Genomic DNA, 17,187 nt, shown 5'->3' on the forward strand with positions numbered 1-17,187 from the left:
GGCCCGCCGTTCCGCCGCTCACGCGGGGGAGCGGCGGGCCCCTTGGCGTGCGGGGCCGGCTCGTCGACGGCGCCGGGGCGTGCTATGCTGTCAAGGATTGTTTTTCGTGTGGCAAATTGGACGCTGTCCGGGTCGCGGGGTCATTGCGCGGCAGATGCCACACTTTTGCACGCCTGCGGACGTCTGCTCGTTGCGAGCCCCCACAGGGAGAGGCAGAGCAGAGGAACGAGCAGCCGGCGCCCCGGGCGCCGGTCGATCACGTCAGCGATCACCGAAACACAGGAAGGCTGAAGAGTGCCTACGATTCAGCAGCTGGTCCGCAAGGGCCGCTCACCCAAGGTCGTCAATACGAAGGCCCCTGCCCTGCAGGGGAACCCCATGCGTCGTGGCGTGTGCACCCGTGTGTACACCACCACGCCCAAGAAGCCGAACTCGGCGCTGCGCAAGGTCGCCCGTGTGCGCCTGAACGGCGGCATCGAGGTCACCGCCTACATCCCCGGCGAGGGCCACAACCTGCAGGAGCACTCGATCGTGCTCGTCCGCGGCGGTCGTGTGAAGGACCTGCCCGGCGTGCGCTACAAGATCGTGCGCGGCGCCCTCGACACCCAGGGCGTGAAGAACCGCGGCCAGGCCCGCTCCCGCTACGGCGCCAAGAAGGAGAAGAAGTAATGCCTCGTAAGGGTCCTGCGCCGAAGCGCCCCCTCGTCGTCGATCCCGTCTACGGCTCCCCGCTGGTCACGCAGCTGATCAACAAGGTGCTCGTCGACGGCAAGAAGTCCACCGCCGAGCGCATCGTGTACGGCGCGCTCGAGGGCGCCCGTGCCAAGAACGGCGCCGATCCCGTGGCCACCCTCAAGAAGGCCATGGACAACATCAAGCCGGCCCTCGAGGTGCGCTCCCGCCGCGTCGGCGGCGCCACCTACCAGGTGCCCGTCGAGGTCAAGCCGGGCCGCTCCACGGCCCTGGCCCTGCGCTGGCTGGTCGGCTTCTCCAAGGCCCGCCGTGAGAAGACCATGACCGAGCGTCTGATGAACGAGATCCTGGACGCCTCGAACGGCCTGGGCGGCGCCGTGAAGCGTCGCGAGGACACCCACAAGATGGCCGAGGCCAACAAGGCCTTCGCCCACTACCGCTGGTGATCCGTGTGGCCCGGGGCGCGCGATCCGCGCCTCGGGCCGCAGGTGCGTCCTCTCGGACGGGCCACCCACCGCATCCACCTCACGAGCCCCCCATTCCACCCGACCAAGGGAGACACCGTGGCACAGGACGTGCTGACCGACCTGCACAAGGTCCGCAACATCGGCATCATGGCCCACATCGATGCCGGCAAGACCACCACCACCGAGCGCATCCTGTTCTACACGGGTGTCAACCACAAGCTGGGCGAGACCCACGACGGCGGCGCGACGACGGACTGGATGGAGCAGGAGAAGGAGCGCGGCATCACCATCACCTCCGCCGCGGTGACCTGCTTCTGGAACGACCACCAGATCAACATCATCGACACCCCCGGCCACGTGGACTTCACGGTCGAGGTGGAGCGCTCGCTGCGCGTGCTCGACGGCGCCGTCGCCGTGTTCGACGGCAAGGAGGGCGTGGAGCCCCAGTCGGAGACCGTGTGGCGCCAGGCGGACAAGTACAACGTCCCGCGCATCTGCTTCGTCAACAAGATGGACAAGCTGGGCGCGGACTTCTACTTCACCGTCGACACGATCGTGAAGCGCCTCGGCGCGCGTCCGCTCGTGATGCAGCTGCCGATCGGCGCCGAGAACGACTTCGTGGGCGTCGTCGACCTGCTCTCCATGAAGGCCTTCGTGTGGCCGGGCGACGCCAAGGGCGACGTCACCATGGGCGCCTCCTACGAGACCCGCGAGATCCCCGCCGAGCTCCAGGAGAAGGCCGAGGAGTACCGCAACGAGCTCGTCGAGGCCGTCGCCGAGACCTCCGAGGAGCTCATGGAGAAGTACCTCGAGGGCGAGGAGCTCACCGTCGAGGAGATCCAGGCCGGCGTGCGCCAGCTGACCGTGAACGCCGAGGCCTACCCGGTGTTCTGCGGCTCCGCGTTCAAGAACCGTGGCGTGCAGCCGATGCTGGACGCCGTGGTCGCCTACCTGCCGAACCCGCTGGACGCCGGCTCCGTCAAGGGCCACGCCGTGAACGACGAGGAGGAGGTGCTGGAGCGCGAGGCGTCGAAGGAGGCCCCGTTCTCGGCGCTCGCCTTCAAGATCGCCACGCACCCCTTCTTCGGCACGCTGACCTTCATCCGCGTGTACTCCGGCCGTCTGGAGTCCGGTGCGCAGATCCTCAACGCCACCAAGGGCAAGAAGGAGCGCATCGGCAAGCTGTTCCAGATGCACGCCAACAAGGAGAACCCGGTGGACGAGGTGGTCGCCGGCCACATCTACGCCGTGATCGGTCTCAAGGACACCACCACGGGCGACACCCTGTGCGATCCCGCGAACCCGATCATCCTCGAGTCGATGACCTTCCCGGAGCCCGTGATCTCCGTGGCCATCGAGCCGAAGACCAAGGGTGACCAGGAGAAGCTCTCCACCGCCATCCAGAAGCTCGTCGCCGAGGACCCCACGTTCCGCGTGAACCTCAACGAGGAGACCGGCCAGACCGAGATCGGCGGCATGGGCGAGCTCCACCTGGACGTGTTCGTGGACCGCATGAAGCGCGAGTTCAAGGTCGAGGCCAACGTGGGCAAGCCCCAGGTCGCGTACCGCGAGACCATCAAGCGCAAGGTCGACAAGGTCGACTACACGCACAAGAAGCAGACCGGCGGCTCCGGCCAGTTCGCCAAGGTGCAGCTGTCCTTCGAGCCCCTGGACACCGCCGAGGGCGAGGTCTACGAGTTCGAGAACGCCGTCACCGGCGGTCGCGTGCCCCGCGAGTACATCCCCTCGGTGGACGCGGGCATCCAGGACGCCATGCAGTTCGGCGTGCTGGCCGGCTACCCGATGGTCGGCGTGAAGGCCACCCTGCTCGACGGCGCGTACCACGACGTCGACTCCTCGGAGATGGCGTTCAAGATCGCCGGATCCCAGGCCTTCAAGGAGGGTGTCCGCAAGGCCAACCCGATCATCCTCGAGCCGCTGATGGCCGTGGAGGTCCGCACCCCCGAGGAGTTCATGGGCGACGTCATCGGCGACCTGAACTCCCGCCGTGGCCAGATCCAGTCCATGGAGGACGCCACCGGTGTGAAGGTGGTCAACGCCCTCGTGCCGCTGTCGGAGATGTTCGGCTACATCGGCGACCTGCGCTCCAAGACGCAGGGCCGCGCGGTGTACTCGATGACCTTCCACTCCTACGCCGAGGTCCCCAAGGCCGTGGCGGACGAGATCATCCAGAAGTCCCAGGGCGAGTGACCGCAGGTCACCTGCTCTGAACGACCTGCCCCGGGTCGGCCGCCGCAGCCGCGGCCGGCCCGGGGCGACCGGACCGCCCTCCCCGGCGCGGCGGTCCGCGATCAGGACGGGTCAGGTCCGGTCCGCTTCCGGCGGTCCCGACGGCCTGGAACCGGACTGGCCCTCGTGAGGCCGGGATTTCCCCAACCCCGCACCATCCGAGTAGACTCAGTCAAGTTGTCAGCACGTCGCAGGCGGCTGAGCAGTCTTCTTGACGATGAACCAGTTCTTAGGAGGAACTAGTGGCAAAGGCAAAGTTCGAGCGGACGAAGCCGCACGTCAACATCGGCACCATCGGCCACGTTGACCACGGCAAGACCACGCTGACCGCCGCCATCTCGAAGGTCCTGTACGACAAGTACCCGGACCTGAACGAGGCCCGTGACTTCGCGACGATCGACTCCGCCCCCGAGGAGCGTCAGCGCGGCATCACCATCAACATCTCCCACGTGGAGTACCAGACCGAGAAGCGTCACTACGCCCACGTGGACGCCCCCGGCCACGCCGACTACATCAAGAACATGATCACCGGCGCCGCTCAGATGGACGGCGCGATCCTCGTGGTCGCCGCCACCGACGGCCCGATGGCCCAGACCCGTGAGCACGTGCTCCTGGCCCGCCAGGTCGGCGTGCCGGCCCTGCTCGTGGCCCTGAACAAGTCGGACATGGTCGAGGACGAGGAGCTCCTCGAGCTCGTCGAGATGGAGGTCCGCGAGCTGCTGTCCTCCCAGGAGTTCGACGGCGACGAGGCCCCGGTCATCCGCACCTCCGGTCTGAAGGCCCTCGAGGGCGACCCTCAGTGGGTCAAGTCCGTCGAGGACCTCATGGATGCCGTGGACGAGTACATCCCGGACCCGGTGCGCGACAAGGACAAGCCGTTCCTGATGCCGATCGAGGACGTCTTCACCATCACCGGCCGTGGCACCGTGGTGACCGGTCGCGCCGAGCGCGGCACCCTCGCCATCAACTCCGAGGTCGAGATCGTGGGCATCCGCGACGTGCAGAAGACCACCGTCACCGGCATCGAGATGTTCCACAAGCAGCTCGACGAGGCCTGGGCCGGCGAGAACTGCGGTCTGCTGCTGCGCGGCCTGAAGCGCGACGACGTCGAGCGCGGCCAGGTCGTGGTGGAGCCGGGCTCCATCACCCCGCACACCAACTTCGAGGCGAACGTCTACATCCTGTCCAAGGACGAGGGTGGCCGTCACAACCCGTTCTACTCGAACTACCGCCCGCAGTTCTACTTCCGCACCACCGACGTCACCGGCGTCATCACGCTGCCCGAGGGCACCGAGATGGTCATGCCCGGCGACACCACCGAGATGTCGGTCGAGCTCATCCAGCCGATCGCCATGGAGGAGGGCCTCGGCTTCGCCATCCGCGAGGGTGGCCGCACCGTGGGCTCCGGCCGCGTCACCAAGATCACCAAGTGATCTGACGCATCCCGTCTCGTGGCTCCGTTGAGCCGCCGACGCGCGACGCCCCCGTCTCCGGGTCTCCCGGAGGCGGGGGCGTCGCCGTGTCCGACGACGGCGCGGCCGCGGCCGCTAGGCTGGGGAGCATGCCTGAACTGCTCATCCTCATCGTGGTGCTCGCCGTGGTCGTCGTGGCCGTGCGCTGGGCGCTGCGGACCTTCCGTCCCGAGATCGACCGTGCCCGGCGCATCCGGCGCGCGAACCGCGGCGGGGAGCTGGAGCGATGAGCCTGCCCGGCCCGCGCCGCCTGTTCGCCGTCACGGCGATGGCCGAGATGTTCACCTGGGCCGGTCTGCTGATCGCCATGGGCCTCAAGTACGGCGGAGTCACGGAGCGGGTGGTGCCGATCGCCGGCGGCGTCCACGGCTTCGTGTTCCTCTGCTATCTCGTGGTGACGGTCGCCGTGTGGATCGACGGGCGGTGGCCCGTGGCCCGCGGACTCCTCGGCCTCGGTTCGACGATCGTCCCGTTCATGACGGTCCCGTTCGAGCGGGTCCAGCGGCGGCGCGGCGAGCCGGCGTCGCGGTGGCAGGTCGTGGACCGTGCGCCGGGGGAGCGGCGGCCCCTCGAACGACTCCTCGTCGTGGTGCTGCGCCATCCGGTGGTCAGCGCGCTCCTGGCGGTCGCCGTGGTCGCCGTCGTCTTCACCCTGCTGCTCAACGCCGGCCCGCCCACCCAGTGGGGCCGCTGAGCCCCGGGGGCCGCCGGGCCCGGCCCGCCGATTGGCGGACCGGGCCCGGTTCTGTCTATACTGATTCGGTTGCTCAAGCGCCATTGCGCTGTCGTCGTGTGTCTCGCGGCGGCAGCTCGGCCCAGATGTGACGTCACCACTCCGACCCACCGCAGGCGTGTGCCCTCCCAGGAATGCGACACGCCCGACCGCGTGGACCGGAGTCCGGCGGCGGCGAGGAACCCGGTCCGACCGGATTCGCCCCGCGCGGGTGGAGGACAAGAAGGCGGACCCGATCCGCCGCACAGGGACAGGAACAGCACACCCGACGAGAGAGGCGTGACGCCATGGCGGGACAGAAGATCCGCATCCGGCTGAAGTCGTACGACCACGAGGTCATCGACGTCTCGGCCCGCAAGATCGTTGACACGGTCACGCGCGCAGGCGCGACGGTGGTCGGCCCCGTGCCGCTGCCGACGGAGAAGAACGTGTACTGCGTTATCCGTTCTCCCCACAAGTACAAGGACAGCCGCGAGCATTTCGAGATGCGCACCCACAAGCGGCTCATCGACATCATCGACCCGACCCCGAAGGCCGTCGACTCGCTCATGCGACTGGACCTGCCCGCGGACGTCAACATCGAGATCAAGCTCTGAGAGGGAGGTGCTGAGAGACTATGACCAACACCCAGAACATCAAGGGCCTGCTGGGCACGAAGCTCGGCATGACCCAGGTCTGGGATGAGGACAACAAGCTCATCCCCGTGACCGTGGTCAAGGCAGACCCGAACGTCGTCACCCAGCTGCGCTCCGAGGAGACCGACGGCTACACCGCCGTGCAGATCGCCTACGGCCAGATCGATCCCCGCCGCGTGACCAAGCCCCTGGCCGGTCACTTCGAGAAGGCCGGCGTGACCCCGCGTCGCCACCTCGTCGAGCTGCGCACCGCCGACGCCGCCGAGTACTCGCTCGGCCAGGACGTGACCGTGGAGGTCTTCGAGGCCGGCCAGAAGGTCGACGTCGTGGGCACCACCAAGGGCAAGGGCTTCGCCGGCGCCATGAAGCGCCACGGCTTCGCCGGTGTGGGCGCCTCGCACGGCCAGCACAAGAACCACCGCAAGCCCGGCTCCGTGGGCGGCGCGTCCACCCCCGGCCGCGTGTTCAAGGGCCAGCGCATGCCCGGTCGCATGGGCGCCGTGCGCCAGACCACCATGAACCTGACCCTCCACGGCATCGACGTGGAGAACAACCTCCTGCTGATCAAGGGCGCGGTGCCCGGCTCCAAGGGCCAGGTCGTGCTCGTCCGCAGCGCCGTGAAGGGAGCCTGAGACCATGGCTGAGAACTCCGTGAAGACCGTCCAGGTCGATCTGCCCGCCGAGCTCTTCGACGTGCAGTCCAACGTGCCGCTCATGCACCAGGTCGTCGTCGCCCAGCTCGCCGCCGCCCGTCAGGGCACGCACAAGACGAAGCGCCGCGGCGAGGTGTCCGGTGCCGGTCGCAAGCCGTTCAAGCAGAAGGGCACCGGCCGCGCCCGTCAGGGCTCCATCCGCGCCCCGCACATGACCGGTGGTGGCGTCGTCCACGGCCCGACCCCGCGTGACTACTCGCAGCGCACCCCCAAGAAGATGAAGGCCGCCGCCCTGCGCGGTGCCCTGTCGGACCGCGCCCGCAACGGCCGCGTCCACGTCATCGAGGCCCTCGTGTCCGGGACCACCCCGTCCACCAAGGCCGCCAAGGCGGGCCTCGCGTCCCTGAACACCGGCCGCAAGAACGTGCTGCTGGTGATCGACCGGGCCGACGACGTCGCCGCCCTGTCCGCCCGCAACCTGCCTGCGGTCCACACCCTGTACGCCGACCAGCTGAACACCTACGACGTGCTCGTCTCCGACGACGTCGTGTTCACCCAGGCGGCCTACGAGGCGTACGTGGCCCAGGCTTCCGGCGCCAAGAAGGAGGATGCCCAGTGAGCGGCTCCATCAACAAGGATCCCCGCGACGTGATCATCGCTCCCGTCGTGTCGGAGAAGAGCTACGGTCTGATCGACGAGGGCAAGTACACCTTCCTGGTCGACCCGCGCTCCAACAAGTCCGAGATCAAGCAGGCGGTGGAGCGCATCTTCAACGTCGACGTGGCCTCGGTCAACACCCTGAACCGTTCCGGCAAGCGCCGTCGCACCCGCTTCGGGTGGGGCCAGCGCAAGTCCACCAAGCGTGCCATCGTCACGCTCAAGGACGGGACCATCGACATCTTCGGAGGTCCGCTCGCCTGATCGGCGTGCGGAGACCACTTAATCGAGGAACTGACACATGGCTATCCGTAAGTACAAGCCGACCACCCCGGGCCTGCGTGGCTCGTCCGTGGCCGACTTCGCAGAGATCACCCGGTCCACGCCGGAGAAGTCCCTTCTCCGTCCGCTGCACAAGACCGGCGGCCGCAACAACACCGGCCGCATCACCACCCGTCACAAGGGCGGCGGCCACAAGCGCCAGTACCGCCTGGTCGACTTCCGTCGCCACGACAAGGACGGCGTGCCCGCCACCGTCGCGCACATCGAGTACGACCCGAACCGCACCGCCCGCATCGCGCTGCTGCACTACGCGGACGGCGCCAAGCGCTACATCCTGGCCCCGGCCAAGCTGAAGCAGGGCGACGTGGTCGAGGCCGGCCCGAACGCCGACATCAAGCCCGGCAACAACCTGCCGATGCGCAACATCCCCGTGGGCACCACCATCCACGCGGTGGAGCTGCGCCCCGGCGGCGGCGCCAAGATGGCCCGCTCCGCCGGCGCGTCCGTGCAGCTGGTCGCCCGCGAGGGCAAGTACGCCCAGCTGCGTCTGCCCTCCGGCGAGATCCGCAACGTCGACGTGCGCTGCCGCGCCACGATCGGCGAGGTCGGCAACGCCGAGCAGTCGAACATCAACTGGGGCAAGGCCGGCCGCATGCGCTGGAAGGGCGTCCGCCCGACCGTCCGCGGCGTCGTCATGAACCCGGTCGACCACCCGCACGGCGGTGGCGAGGGCAAGACCTCCGGCGGTCGTCACCCCGTCAACCGGAACGGCAAGCCCGAGGGCCGCACGCGTCGTCCGAACAAGGAAAGCGACAAGCTCATCGTGCGTCGCCGTCGTACCGGCAAGAACAAGCGATAAGGGAGCAGGGAAGACATGCCTCGCAGCCTGAAGAAGGGCCCCTTCGTCGATCAGCACCTCTACCTGAAGGTTCTGGCCGAGAACGAGAAGGGCAGCAAGAACGTCATCAAGACCTGGTCCCGCCGGTCGATGATCATCCCGGACATGCTGGGTCACACCATCGCGGTCCACGACGGACGCAAGCACGTCCCGGTGTTCGTCACCGAGTCCATGGTGGGTCACAAGCTGGGCGAGTTCGCCCCGACCCGGACCTACCGCGGCCACGTGAAGGACGACAAGAAGGGCAAGCGCCGCTGAGCCTGAGGGCACAGCACGCTTGACCTTCTCGAGAATCGAAAGAGAGAAGCAATGGAAGCCAAGGCAATTGCGCGCCACCTGCGCGTGACGCCGATGAAGGCCCGGCGCGTCGTCGACCTGGTCCGTGGCAAGCAGGCCACCGAAGCACTGGCCATCCTGAAGTTCGCCCAGCAGGGCGCTTCGGAGCCGGTGTACAAGCTGGTGGCCTCCGCGGTGGCGAACGCCCGCGTCAAGGCGGACCGCGAGGGCCAGGCCTTCGACGAGGACGCCCTCTACATCACCGAGGCCTTCGTGGACGAGGGCCCGACCATGAAGCGGTTCCAGCCCCGTGCTCAGGGCCGCGCGTACCGCATCAACAAGCGCACGAGCCACGTGACCGTGGTCGTCGCGTCCAAGGACGAGAAGGGTGGGAACTGACAATGGGCCAGAAGATCAACCCCAACGGGTTCCGCCTCGGCATCACCACCGACCACGTCTCGCACTGGTTCGCGGACTCCCACAAGGAGGGCCAGCGCTACGCTGACTTCCTCAAGGAGGACGTCAAGATCCGCGAGCTGATGACCACCGGCATGGAGCGCGCCGGCATCTCCAAGGTGGAGATCGAGCGCACCCGTGACCGCGTGCGCGTGGACATCCACACCGCGCGCCCGGGCATCGTGATCGGCCGCCGCGGCGCCGAGGCCGACCGCATCCGCGGTGAGCTCGAGAAGCTCACCGGCAAGCAGATCCAGCTGAACATCCTCGAGGTCAAGAACCCCGAGACCGATGCCCAGCTGGTGGCGCAGGGTGTGGCCGAGCAGCTCGCCTCGCGCGTGGCGTTCCGCCGCGCGATGAAGAAGGCGATCCAGTCCGCCATGCGCGCCGGCGCGCAGGGCATCCGCATCCAGTGCTCCGGCCGCCTCGGCGGCGCCGAGATGAGCCGCTCGGAGTTCTACCGCGAGGGTCGCGTGCCGCTGCACACCCTCCGCGCGAACATCGACTTCGGCAAGTTCGAGGCCAAGACCACCTTCGGCCGCATCGGCGTGAAGGTCTGGATCTACAAGGGCGACCTGACCGCCAAGGAGCTCGCGGCCAAGGAGGCCGCGCAGCCCTCCGGCCGTGGCCGTGGCGGCGAGCGCCGTGGCGGCGGCGAGCGTCGTCGTCGCAACGATCGCGCCGAGCGTGCTCCCCGCCAGGAGAACGCCGGCGCCGGCGCCGAGACCCCGGCCGCCGCTCCCGCTGAAGGAGGCAACGCCTGATGCTGATCCCCCGTCGCGTCAAGCACCGCAAGCAGCACCACCCCAAGCGTTCCGGCGCCGCCAAGGGCGGCACCACCGTGACGTTCGGTGAGTGGGGCATCCAGGCGCTCACGCCGGCCTATGTGACCAACCGTCAGATCGAGGCCGCCCGTATCGCCATGACCCGCTACATCAAGCGTGGCGGCAAGGTCTGGATCAACATCTACCCGGACCGTCCGCTCACCAAGAAGCCCGCCGAGACCCGCATGGGCTCCGGCAAGGGCTCGCCGGAGTGGTGGGTCGCCAACGTCAAGCCCGGACGCGTGCTCTTCGAGCTGTCGGGTGTCACGGAGGACGTCGCCCGCGAGGCGCTCCGCCTGGCCATCCACAAGCTGCCGCTGAAGGCCCGTATCATCCGTCGAGAGGGTGGTGAGTGATCCCATGGCGATCGGCACCAAGGATCTGAACGTCGAGTCCCTGGACGGGATGGACAACGCCCGCCTGCTGGAGGCCCTGAAGTCCTCCAAGGAGGAGCTGTTCAACCTGCGCTTCCAGGCCGCCACCGGTCAGCTGGACAACGCCAGCCGGCTGAAGGCCGTCAAGCGTGACATCGCGCGCATCTACACGATCCTGCGCGAGCGCGAGCTGGGCATCCGCGGCGATGTCGCCGCCGAGGCGCAGGCCGAGAAGAACGAGGAGGCTGCCAAGTGACCGAGCAGACCCCGGCCGTCTCCGAGGAGCGCGGCTACCGCAAGGCCCTCCGTGGCATCGTCGTCTCCGACAAGATGGACAAGACCATCGTCGTCGAGGTCGAGGACCGCAAGAAGCACTCGCTCTACGGCAAGGTGCTGAAGACCTCGAAGCGCGTGAAGGCGCACGACGAGGACAACACCGCCGGCGTGGGCGACCGCGTCCGCATCGCCGAGACCCGCCCGCTGTCCGCCTCCAAGCGGTGGCGCCTGGTGGAGATCGTCGAGCGCGCCAAGTGATCGACCCGGCCCCCTGAGGGCCGGCGACGCAGAAGGCCGTTCCGTGCACTGGCACGGGGCGGCCTTGTGCGTTAGACTCTGATATTCGTGCGCCCTCTCGTTGGCAGGACCATCCATCCTGTGTGCCGAGGGCCGCGCACGCCGATCCCGGATCCGCCTCGGCCCTGCCCTGCGCGCCCCTCCGCTCTCGACCTCCCCGACGCTGTCTGAACACGCGTCGTCGGGGGACGACGGCGGGCGGCCCGCCTCGGGGGAGGGGTAAGCGTCCCGGGATGCCCGTTCAACCGTTCCGCAAGGCTCGCCCATCGTGGGGGAGAACCGGCGCGACGCTAGGAGAGACAAGTGATCCAGCAGGAGTCGCGGCTCAAGGTCGCCGACAACACCGGTGCGAAGGAAATCCTGACCATCCGTGTTCTCGGCGGTTCCGGACGCCGCTACGCAGGCATCGGCGACACCATCGTCGCCACCGTGAAGGACGCCATCCCCGGCGGCAACGTCAAGAAGGGCGACGTCGTCAAGGCCGTGGTGGTCCGCACCCGCAAGCAGTCCCGCCGTCCCGACGGCTCGTACATCAAGTTCGACGAGAACGCGGCGGTCATCCTGAAGACCGACGGCGAGCCCCGTGGCACGCGCATCTTCGGCCCCGTGGGTCGCGAGCTGCGTGACAAGAAGTTCATGAAGATCGTGTCGCTCGCCCCGGAGGTGATCTGATCTCATGGCCAAGATCAAGAAGGACGACCTCGTCCAGGTCATCAGTGGCAAGGACAAGGGCAAGCAGGGCAAGGTCCTGCGCGTGTTCCCGACGGATGAGCGCGTGCTCGTCGAGGGCGTGAACCGCGTGACCAAGCACCTGCGCGCCGGTCAGGACAACAACGGTTCCACCGAGGGCGGCCTGCAGGTCGTCGAGGCCCCGATCCACATCTCGAACGTGGCCGTGGTGGACCCGGAGACCAAGAAGCCGACCCGTGTGGGCTACCGCTTCGAGACCGTCGAGAAGGACGGCGTGAGCAAGACCGTGAAGGTCCGCTTCGCCAAGGCCTCGGGGAAGGAGCTGTGATGACCGAGGTGCAGCAGACCGAGAAGGTCACCCCGCGTCTGAAGACCAAGTACCGCGAGGAGATCCGCGACGCCCTGCAGGAGCAGTTCCAGTACGGGAACGTCATGCAGGTGCCGGGCCTTGTGAAGGTCGTCGTCAACATGGGCGTCGGCGAGGCCGCCAAGGACTCCAAGATCATCGACGGCGCGGTCACCGACCTCACCGCCATCACCGGCCAGAAGCCGATGATCACCAAGGCCCGCAAGTCCATCGCGCAGTTCAAGCTGCGTGAGGGCATGCCCATCGGCACCCACGCCACCCTCCGTGGCGATCGCATGTGGGAGTTCCTGGACCGCCTGGTCACGCTCGCGCTGCCGCGCATCCGTGACTTCCGCGGCCTGTCCGACCGCCAGTTCGACGGCAACGGCAACTACACCTTCGGCCTGTCCGAGCAGACCGTGTTCCACGAGATCGATCAGGACAAGATCGACCGCGTGCGCGGCATGGACATCACCGTGGTGACGACCGCCAAGAACGACGACGAGGGCCGCGCGCTGCTGAAGGCGCTGGGCTTCCCGTTCAAGACCGACCAGTAAGACCTCCACGCCACAGGTCCTCCACCGGTGAACCGGTGGCGGAAACCACGGCGAGAAAGGGCGTGAAGCCCACATGACCATGACCGATCCCGTCGCAGACATGCTGACCCGTCTGCGCAACGCAAACTCGGCCTACCACGACACCGTGTCCATGCCGTCCTCGAAGCTGAAGACTCGCGTCGCCGAGATCCTCAAGGCCGAGGGCTACATCCAGGACTGGCGCGAGGAGGAGGCCGAGGTCGGCAAGAAGCTGACCATCGACCTGAAGTTCGGCCCGCAGCGTGAGCGTGCGATCGCCGGCCTGCGCCGCATCTCCAAGCCGGGCCTGCGCGTGTACGCGAAGTCCACGAACCTGCCCCACGTGCTGGGCGGCCTCGGCATCGCCATCCTGTCCACCTCCTCTGGTCTCCTCACGAACCAGCAGGCCGCCAAGAAGGGCGTGGGCGGAGAAGTCCTCGCCTACGTCTGGTGACGGGCAAGACGGAAGAAAGGCTGAACTGACATGTCTCGAATCGGACGTCTCCCGATCACCATCCCCGCCGGCGTCGATGTGACCATCGACGGCGACCGCGTCTCCGTGAAGGGCCCCAAGGGCCAGCTCGAGCACTCGCTGCCCACGCCCATCACGGCCACCCTCGAGGAGGGGCAGGTCACCGTGGCCCGCCCCGACGACGAGCGTGAGTCCCGCTCCCTGCACGGTCTGACCCGCACCCTCATCAGCAACATGGTCGAGGGCGTGACCAACGGCTTCTCCAAGCAGCTCGAGGTCGTCGGCACCGGCTACCGCGTGCAGGCCAAGGGCCAGGACCTCGAGTTCGCCCTGGGCTACTCCCACCCTGTCCCGGTGAAGGCGCCCCAGGGCATCACCTTCACGGTGGAGGGCAACCGGGTCACCGTCGCCGGTATCGACAAGCAGCAGGTCGGCGAGACCGCCGCCAACATCCGCAAGCTGCGCCGCCCCGACCCGTACAAGGGCAAGGGCGTGCGCTACGCGGGCGAGCAGATCCGCCGCAAGGCCGGAAAGGCAGGTAAGTGATGTCTACTCTGAAGGTGAAGGGCAAGGGCAAGTTCAACGCCCGCACCCGCCGCCACCTCCGGGTGCGCAAGCGGATCTCCGGCACCACCGTCCGTCCCCGCCTCGTCGTCAACCGCTCTGCACGGCACATGTTCGTGCAGGTCGTGGACGACACGCAGAGCCGCACGCTCGCGTACGCCTCCACCATGGAGGCCGACGTGCGTGCGCTCGAGGGTGACAAGACGGCCAAGGCCAAGCGCGTGGGCGAGCTCGTCGCCGAGCGTGCCAAGGCGGCCGGCATCGAGGCCGTGGTCTTCGACCGCGGCGGCAACAAGTACCACGGGCGCGTCGCGGCCGTGGCCGACGGTGCGCGAGAGGGTGGGCTGCAGCTGTGACCGAGAACATCAACCAGAAGGACACTCAGGTGACCGAGAGCACCGAGACCACCGTCTCCGAGACCGGGTCGGGCTCGGCGAGCCAGACCACCGAGCGCGCCGCCGGTGGCCGCGGCGGTCGCGACGGCGGCCGCGGTGGCCGTGACGGCGATCGTCGTGGCGGCCGTCGCGACGACCGCAACCGTCGTGGCGCCCAGGACGACGAGAAGGACCAGTTCCTCGAGCGAGTCGTGGGCATCAACCGCGTCTCCAAGGTCGTCAAGGGCGGCCGCCGATTCTCCTTCACCGCCCTCGTGGTGGTGGGTGACGGCGACGGCACCGTCGGCGTCGGCTACGGCAAGGCGAAGGAGGTCCCCGCTGCGATCCAGAAGGCCGTGGAGGAGGCCAAGAAGTCCTTCTTCCGCGTCCCCCGCGTCGGCTCCACCATCCCGCACCTGGTGCAGGGTGAGGACGCCGCCGGCGTCGTGCTGCTCCGCCCGGCCTCCCCGGGTACCGGCGTGATCGCCGGCGGTCCGGTGCGCGCCGTGCTCGAGTGCGCCGGCATCTACGACGTGCTGTCCAAGTCCATGGGCTCCGTGAACGCGATCAACATCGTGCGCGGCACCGTGGACGCCCTCAAGAAGCTGGAAGAGCCCCAGGCCGTCGCCGCCCGCCGCGGCAAGGCCCTGGACGAGATCGCCCCCCATGCGATGCTGCGCACCATGGAGAACGATCGCGCCCAGAAGAGCGCGAAGGCAGGTGCGTGAGCCGTGTTTGAGCCCACTCGCAAGAACATCCAGCCCTCGGACGCCACCCTGGTCATCACCCAGACCCGCGGCGTCACGGGCTCCAAGCAGAACCATCGGGACACCCTGCGCTCGCTGGGCCTGAAGCGGATCGGCCACCAGGTCACCCGCAAGGCCGACGCGGTGACGGTCGGCTTGGTCAACACCGTGCCGCACCTGGTGTCCGTGGAGGAGGTCAACAATGGCTGACAACGACGCCATCAAGGTCCACGACCTGCGTCCGGCCCCCGGTGCCAAGACCGCCAAGACCCGTGTGGGTCGCGGTGAGGCGTCGAAGGGCAAGACCGCCGGTCGCGGCACCAAGGGCACCAAGGCCCGTTACCAGGTCCGTGCGGGCTTCGAGGGCGGCCAGCTGCCCCTGCAGATGCGTCTGCCGAAGCTCCGCGGCTTCAAGAACCCGTTCCGCACGGAGTACCAGGTCGTGAACCTGGACAAGCTCTCCGCGCACTTCCCTGAGGGCGGTGAGATCACCGTGGACGCGCTCGTGTCCAAGGGCCTCGTCCGTCGCGGTCAGCCCGTGAAGGTGCTGGGCGCGGGGGAGATCACCTCGGCCGTGCAGGTGAAGGCGAACGCCTTCTCCTCGTCCGCCGTGGAGAAGATCCAGGCCGCCGGCGGGTCCACCGAGACCCTCTGACACGCCGACCCATCCACCGAGGGCCCTGGCCCGGAGCAGCCGCTCCGGACCAGGGCCCTCGGTCCGTCCGTGTAGACTCGCACAGCGGCCGCCCCGGTGTGGCCGCCGTCTCGTGCCCCGCCCCGCGGCCGGCGCGCGCCCCACAGGACCACCGCAGGAGGACTCGTGCTCAAGGCCATCGCCCGGATCGTCCGGACGCCTGACCTGTTGCGGAAGATCGCCTTCACGCTCGCGCTCATCGCCGTCTACCGGATGGGCGCCTTCGTGCCGGCCCCCGGGGTGGACTACCCGGCGGTGCAGCAGTGTCTCGCGGCGGGCAACGCCCAGGGCGGCCTGTACTCCTTCGTGAACATGTTCTCGGGCGGGGCGCTCCTGCAGGTGTCCGTCTTCGCGCTCGGCATCATGCCCTACATCACGGCGTCGATCATCGTGCAGCTGCTGCGCGTGGTGATCCCGCGCTTCGAGCAGCTCCACCAGGAGGGCCCGCAGGGCCAGGCGACGCTGACGCAGTACACCCGCTACCTGACCCTCGCCCTCGCCCTGCTGCAGGCGACCACGATGGCCTCGCTGGCCCGCACCGGGGCCCTGCTCGGATGCAGCCTGCCGCTGCTGCGCGACGGCTCCATCCTCACGGTGCTGCTCGTGGTCATCGCCCTGACCACCGGATGTCTCATCGTCATGTGGTTCGGCGAGCGGATCACCGAGAACGGCGTGGGCAACGGCATGTCCCTGCTGATCTTCACCTCCATCGCGGCGGGCTTCCCGGCCGGCCTCGGCCAGGTGGTCCAGACGCAGGGCTGGCGCGTTTTCGCGATCGTCATGGGGATCGGCCTGCTCACCATGCTGGCCATCGTCTTCGTGGAGGAGTCGCAGCGCCGGATCCCGGTCCAGTACGCCAAGCGGCAGATCGGCTCGCGGACCGTGGGCGGGTCGAGCACCTACATCCCGGTCAAGGTGAACATGGCCAACGTCATCCCGGTCATCTTCGCCTCCTCCGTGTTGATGCTCCCGGGCATCCTCATCCAGTTCAACACGCCGCAGGACGGCAGTGCGCCGGCCCCGTGGATCACGTGGCTGAGCCGGTACTTCGGCTCCGGCGACCACCCGGTGTACATGGCACTGTACTTCCTGCTCATCATCGGCTTCACGTACTTCTACGTGTCCATCACGTTCAACCCGGTGGAGATCTCGGACAACATGAAGCGCTATGGCGGCTTCATCCCCGGCGTCCGCGCCGGACGGCCCACCGAGCGTTACCTGCAGTACGTCATCAGCCGCATCACGTTCGTGGGCGCCCTCTACCTCGGTATCGTGGCCATGATCCCGCTGATCGCCTTCGCGGTGATCGGCACCAGCCAGAACTTCCCGCTCGGCGGCACGTCCATCCTCATCATGGTGGGCGTCGGCCTCCAGACCGTGAAGCAGGTCAGCGCACAGATGGAGCAGCGCCACTACGAGGGCCTGCTGCGCTGAGCCCCGACCCGATCCCGCAACGCCGTCCGTATCGACAGTGAGGAACACA

General features: G+C 68.1%; 27 protein-coding genes. All 27 read left to right on the forward strand.

Annotated elements, in window-relative coordinates; translation table 11 throughout:
- The first annotated feature begins 294 nt into the window (after positions 1-294).
- The 27 genes from rpsL to secY all read left to right on the forward strand — a co-directional run bounded on the left by rpsL (position 295) and on the right by secY (position 17,138).
- Positions 295-669, forward strand: a complete 375-nt coding sequence (gene rpsL / locus FLM69_RS01955; RefSeq protein ID WP_002854787.1) for a 30S ribosomal protein S12 — start codon at positions 295-297, stop codon at positions 667-669.
- The gene (gene rpsG / locus FLM69_RS01960; protein WP_010080379.1) at positions 669-1,139 is read left to right on the forward strand and encodes a 30S ribosomal protein S7; all 471 of its coding nucleotides are present in this window, start codon (positions 669-671) and stop codon (positions 1,137-1,139) included. The genes rpsL and rpsG overlap by 1 nt, the downstream gene beginning before the upstream one ends.
- 117 nt (positions 1,140-1,256) lie before the next feature.
- The gene (fusA, locus tag FLM69_RS01965) at positions 1,257-3,371 is read left to right on the forward strand and encodes an elongation factor G (RefSeq protein ID WP_036381535.1); all 2,115 of its coding nucleotides are present in this window, start codon (positions 1,257-1,259) and stop codon (positions 3,369-3,371) included.
- Between the two features lie 281 nt (positions 3,372-3,652).
- Positions 3,653-4,843 carry an elongation factor Tu gene (gene tuf / locus FLM69_RS01970; protein ID WP_141842833.1) on the forward strand — a complete coding sequence of 397 codons (1,191 nt, stop codon included), beginning with the start codon at positions 3,653-3,655 and terminating at the stop codon, positions 4,841-4,843.
- A 128-nt stretch (positions 4,844-4,971) separates the two neighbouring features.
- Complete coding sequence (locus FLM69_RS11350; protein ID WP_181743465.1) at positions 4,972-5,112, forward strand: hypothetical protein; 141 nt, start codon at positions 4,972-4,974, stop codon at positions 5,110-5,112.
- Positions 5,109-5,576: a DUF3817 domain-containing protein gene (locus FLM69_RS01975; protein WP_141842835.1), complete on the forward strand. Its 468-nt coding sequence runs from the start codon at positions 5,109-5,111 to the stop codon at positions 5,574-5,576. The genes FLM69_RS11350 and FLM69_RS01975 overlap by 4 nt, the downstream gene beginning before the upstream one ends.
- A gap of 326 nt (positions 5,577-5,902) precedes the next feature.
- On the forward strand, positions 5,903-6,211 hold the full coding sequence (rpsJ, locus tag FLM69_RS01980; protein ID WP_002857463.1) for a 30S ribosomal protein S10: 309 nt from the start codon (positions 5,903-5,905) through the stop codon (positions 6,209-6,211).
- A 20-nt stretch (positions 6,212-6,231) separates the two neighbouring features.
- A complete protein-coding gene (gene rplC, locus FLM69_RS01985) occupies positions 6,232-6,882 on the forward strand; it encodes a 50S ribosomal protein L3 (protein ID WP_036317759.1) in 651 nt (216 codons plus the stop codon).
- Between the two features lie 4 nt (positions 6,883-6,886).
- Entirely contained in the window at positions 6,887-7,522 is a 636-nt protein-coding gene (rplD, locus tag FLM69_RS01990) for a 50S ribosomal protein L4 (protein ID WP_041103272.1), read from the forward strand.
- Entirely contained in the window at positions 7,519-7,824 is a 306-nt protein-coding gene (gene rplW / locus FLM69_RS01995; protein ID WP_002857471.1) for a 50S ribosomal protein L23, read from the forward strand. Before rplD ends, rplW begins: the two co-directional genes overlap by 4 nt.
- A gap of 37 nt (positions 7,825-7,861) precedes the next feature.
- On the forward strand, positions 7,862-8,701 hold the full coding sequence (gene rplB / locus FLM69_RS02000; protein ID WP_010080386.1) for a 50S ribosomal protein L2: 840 nt from the start codon (positions 7,862-7,864) through the stop codon (positions 8,699-8,701).
- A 15-nt stretch (positions 8,702-8,716) separates the two neighbouring features.
- On the forward strand, positions 8,717-8,998 hold the full coding sequence (gene rpsS / locus FLM69_RS02005) for a 30S ribosomal protein S19 (RefSeq protein WP_002857475.1): 282 nt from the start codon (positions 8,717-8,719) through the stop codon (positions 8,996-8,998).
- A 51-nt stretch (positions 8,999-9,049) separates the two neighbouring features.
- The gene (gene rplV, locus FLM69_RS02010) at positions 9,050-9,415 is read left to right on the forward strand and encodes a 50S ribosomal protein L22 (RefSeq protein ID WP_017487837.1); all 366 of its coding nucleotides are present in this window, start codon (positions 9,050-9,052) and stop codon (positions 9,413-9,415) included.
- Positions 9,416-9,417: 2 nt separating this feature from the next.
- Positions 9,418-10,236: a 30S ribosomal protein S3 gene (rpsC, locus tag FLM69_RS02015; protein ID WP_002857479.1), complete on the forward strand. Its 819-nt coding sequence runs from the start codon at positions 9,418-9,420 to the stop codon at positions 10,234-10,236.
- The gene (gene rplP / locus FLM69_RS02020; RefSeq protein ID WP_036317764.1) at positions 10,236-10,652 is read left to right on the forward strand and encodes a 50S ribosomal protein L16; all 417 of its coding nucleotides are present in this window, start codon (positions 10,236-10,238) and stop codon (positions 10,650-10,652) included. The genes rpsC and rplP overlap by 1 nt, the downstream gene beginning before the upstream one ends.
- 4 nt (positions 10,653-10,656) lie before the next feature.
- Positions 10,657-10,926, forward strand: coding sequence for a 50S ribosomal protein L29 (rpmC, locus tag FLM69_RS02025; RefSeq protein ID WP_036317766.1), 270 nt, complete (start codon positions 10,657-10,659; stop codon positions 10,924-10,926).
- Positions 10,923-11,204: a 30S ribosomal protein S17 gene (rpsQ, locus tag FLM69_RS02030; RefSeq protein WP_141842839.1), complete on the forward strand. Its 282-nt coding sequence runs from the start codon at positions 10,923-10,925 to the stop codon at positions 11,202-11,204. The genes rpmC and rpsQ overlap by 4 nt, the downstream gene beginning before the upstream one ends.
- Positions 11,205-11,546: 342 nt before the next feature.
- Entirely contained in the window at positions 11,547-11,915 is a 369-nt protein-coding gene (rplN, locus tag FLM69_RS02035) for a 50S ribosomal protein L14 (protein WP_002857487.1), read from the forward strand.
- Positions 11,916-11,919: 4 nt separating this feature from the next.
- Positions 11,920-12,261 carry a 50S ribosomal protein L24 gene (gene rplX, locus FLM69_RS02040; RefSeq protein ID WP_002857489.1) on the forward strand — a complete coding sequence of 114 codons (342 nt, stop codon included), beginning with the start codon at positions 11,920-11,922 and terminating at the stop codon, positions 12,259-12,261.
- Positions 12,261-12,836, forward strand: a complete 576-nt coding sequence (gene rplE, locus FLM69_RS02045) for a 50S ribosomal protein L5 (protein ID WP_036337950.1) — start codon at positions 12,261-12,263, stop codon at positions 12,834-12,836. Before rplX ends, rplE begins: the two co-directional genes overlap by 1 nt.
- Before the next feature lie 73 nt (positions 12,837-12,909).
- On the forward strand, positions 12,910-13,308 hold the full coding sequence (gene rpsH / locus FLM69_RS02050; RefSeq protein WP_002857494.1) for a 30S ribosomal protein S8: 399 nt from the start codon (positions 12,910-12,912) through the stop codon (positions 13,306-13,308).
- A gap of 30 nt (positions 13,309-13,338) precedes the next feature.
- Positions 13,339-13,872 (forward strand): 50S ribosomal protein L6, encoded by a 534-nt coding sequence (rplF, locus tag FLM69_RS02055; protein WP_002857496.1) that lies wholly within the window; start codon positions 13,339-13,341, stop codon positions 13,870-13,872.
- A complete protein-coding gene (gene rplR / locus FLM69_RS02060) occupies positions 13,872-14,246 on the forward strand; it encodes a 50S ribosomal protein L18 (protein WP_002857498.1) in 375 nt (124 codons plus the stop codon). The genes rplF and rplR overlap by 1 nt, the downstream gene beginning before the upstream one ends.
- Positions 14,243-14,992 carry a 30S ribosomal protein S5 gene (gene rpsE / locus FLM69_RS02065; protein ID WP_141842841.1) on the forward strand — a complete coding sequence of 250 codons (750 nt, stop codon included), beginning with the start codon at positions 14,243-14,245 and terminating at the stop codon, positions 14,990-14,992. The genes rplR and rpsE overlap by 4 nt, the downstream gene beginning before the upstream one ends.
- Positions 14,993-14,995: 3 nt before the next feature.
- Positions 14,996-15,220 carry a 50S ribosomal protein L30 gene (gene rpmD / locus FLM69_RS02070; RefSeq protein ID WP_141842842.1) on the forward strand — a complete coding sequence of 75 codons (225 nt, stop codon included), beginning with the start codon at positions 14,996-14,998 and terminating at the stop codon, positions 15,218-15,220.
- Positions 15,213-15,665, forward strand: coding sequence for a 50S ribosomal protein L15 (gene rplO, locus FLM69_RS02075; protein WP_141842844.1), 453 nt, complete (start codon positions 15,213-15,215; stop codon positions 15,663-15,665). Before rpmD ends, rplO begins: the two co-directional genes overlap by 8 nt.
- A 165-nt stretch (positions 15,666-15,830) precedes the next feature.
- A complete protein-coding gene (gene secY, locus FLM69_RS02080; protein WP_119217866.1) occupies positions 15,831-17,138 on the forward strand; it encodes a preprotein translocase subunit SecY in 1,308 nt (435 codons plus the stop codon).
- Positions 17,139-17,187 lie beyond the last annotated feature (49 nt).

The organism is Micrococcus sp. R8502A1 (assembly GCF_006704135.1).
GTDB classification, from domain to species: Bacteria; Actinomycetota; Actinomycetes; order Actinomycetales; family Micrococcaceae; genus Micrococcus; species Micrococcus luteus.

Bases quoted from the DNA above. Each gene is read 5' to 3' on its own strand.
- rpsG (WP_010080379.1), top strand. From the start codon at position 669: ATGCCTCGTAAGGGTCCTGCGCCGAAGCGCCCCCTCGTCGTCGATCCC.
- FLM69_RS11350 (WP_181743465.1), top strand. From the start codon at position 4,972: ATGCCTGAACTGCTCATCCTCATCGTGGTGCTCGCCGTGGTCGTCGTG.
- FLM69_RS01975 (WP_141842835.1), top strand. From the start codon at position 5,109: ATGAGCCTGCCCGGCCCGCGCCGCCTGTTCGCCGTCACGGCGATGGCC.
- rpsJ (WP_002857463.1), top strand. From the start codon at position 5,903: ATGGCGGGACAGAAGATCCGCATCCGGCTGAAGTCGTACGACCACGAG.
- rplC (WP_036317759.1), top strand. From the start codon at position 6,232: ATGACCAACACCCAGAACATCAAGGGCCTGCTGGGCACGAAGCTCGGC.
- rplD (WP_041103272.1), top strand. From the start codon at position 6,887: ATGGCTGAGAACTCCGTGAAGACCGTCCAGGTCGATCTGCCCGCCGAG.
- rplB (WP_010080386.1), top strand. From the start codon at position 7,862: ATGGCTATCCGTAAGTACAAGCCGACCACCCCGGGCCTGCGTGGCTCG.
- rpsS (WP_002857475.1), top strand. From the start codon at position 8,717: ATGCCTCGCAGCCTGAAGAAGGGCCCCTTCGTCGATCAGCACCTCTAC.
- rplV (WP_017487837.1), top strand. From the start codon at position 9,050: ATGGAAGCCAAGGCAATTGCGCGCCACCTGCGCGTGACGCCGATGAAG.
- rpsC (WP_002857479.1), top strand. From the start codon at position 9,418: ATGGGCCAGAAGATCAACCCCAACGGGTTCCGCCTCGGCATCACCACC.
- rplP (WP_036317764.1), top strand. From the start codon at position 10,236: ATGCTGATCCCCCGTCGCGTCAAGCACCGCAAGCAGCACCACCCCAAG.
- rpmC (WP_036317766.1), top strand. From the start codon at position 10,657: ATGGCGATCGGCACCAAGGATCTGAACGTCGAGTCCCTGGACGGGATG.
- rplX (WP_002857489.1), top strand. From the start codon at position 11,920: ATGGCCAAGATCAAGAAGGACGACCTCGTCCAGGTCATCAGTGGCAAG.
- rplE (WP_036337950.1), top strand. From the start codon at position 12,261: ATGACCGAGGTGCAGCAGACCGAGAAGGTCACCCCGCGTCTGAAGACC.
- rpsH (WP_002857494.1), top strand. From the start codon at position 12,910: ATGACCATGACCGATCCCGTCGCAGACATGCTGACCCGTCTGCGCAAC.
- rplF (WP_002857496.1), top strand. From the start codon at position 13,339: ATGTCTCGAATCGGACGTCTCCCGATCACCATCCCCGCCGGCGTCGAT.
- rplR (WP_002857498.1), top strand. From the start codon at position 13,872: ATGTCTACTCTGAAGGTGAAGGGCAAGGGCAAGTTCAACGCCCGCACC.
- rplO (WP_141842844.1), top strand. From the start codon at position 15,213: ATGGCTGACAACGACGCCATCAAGGTCCACGACCTGCGTCCGGCCCCC.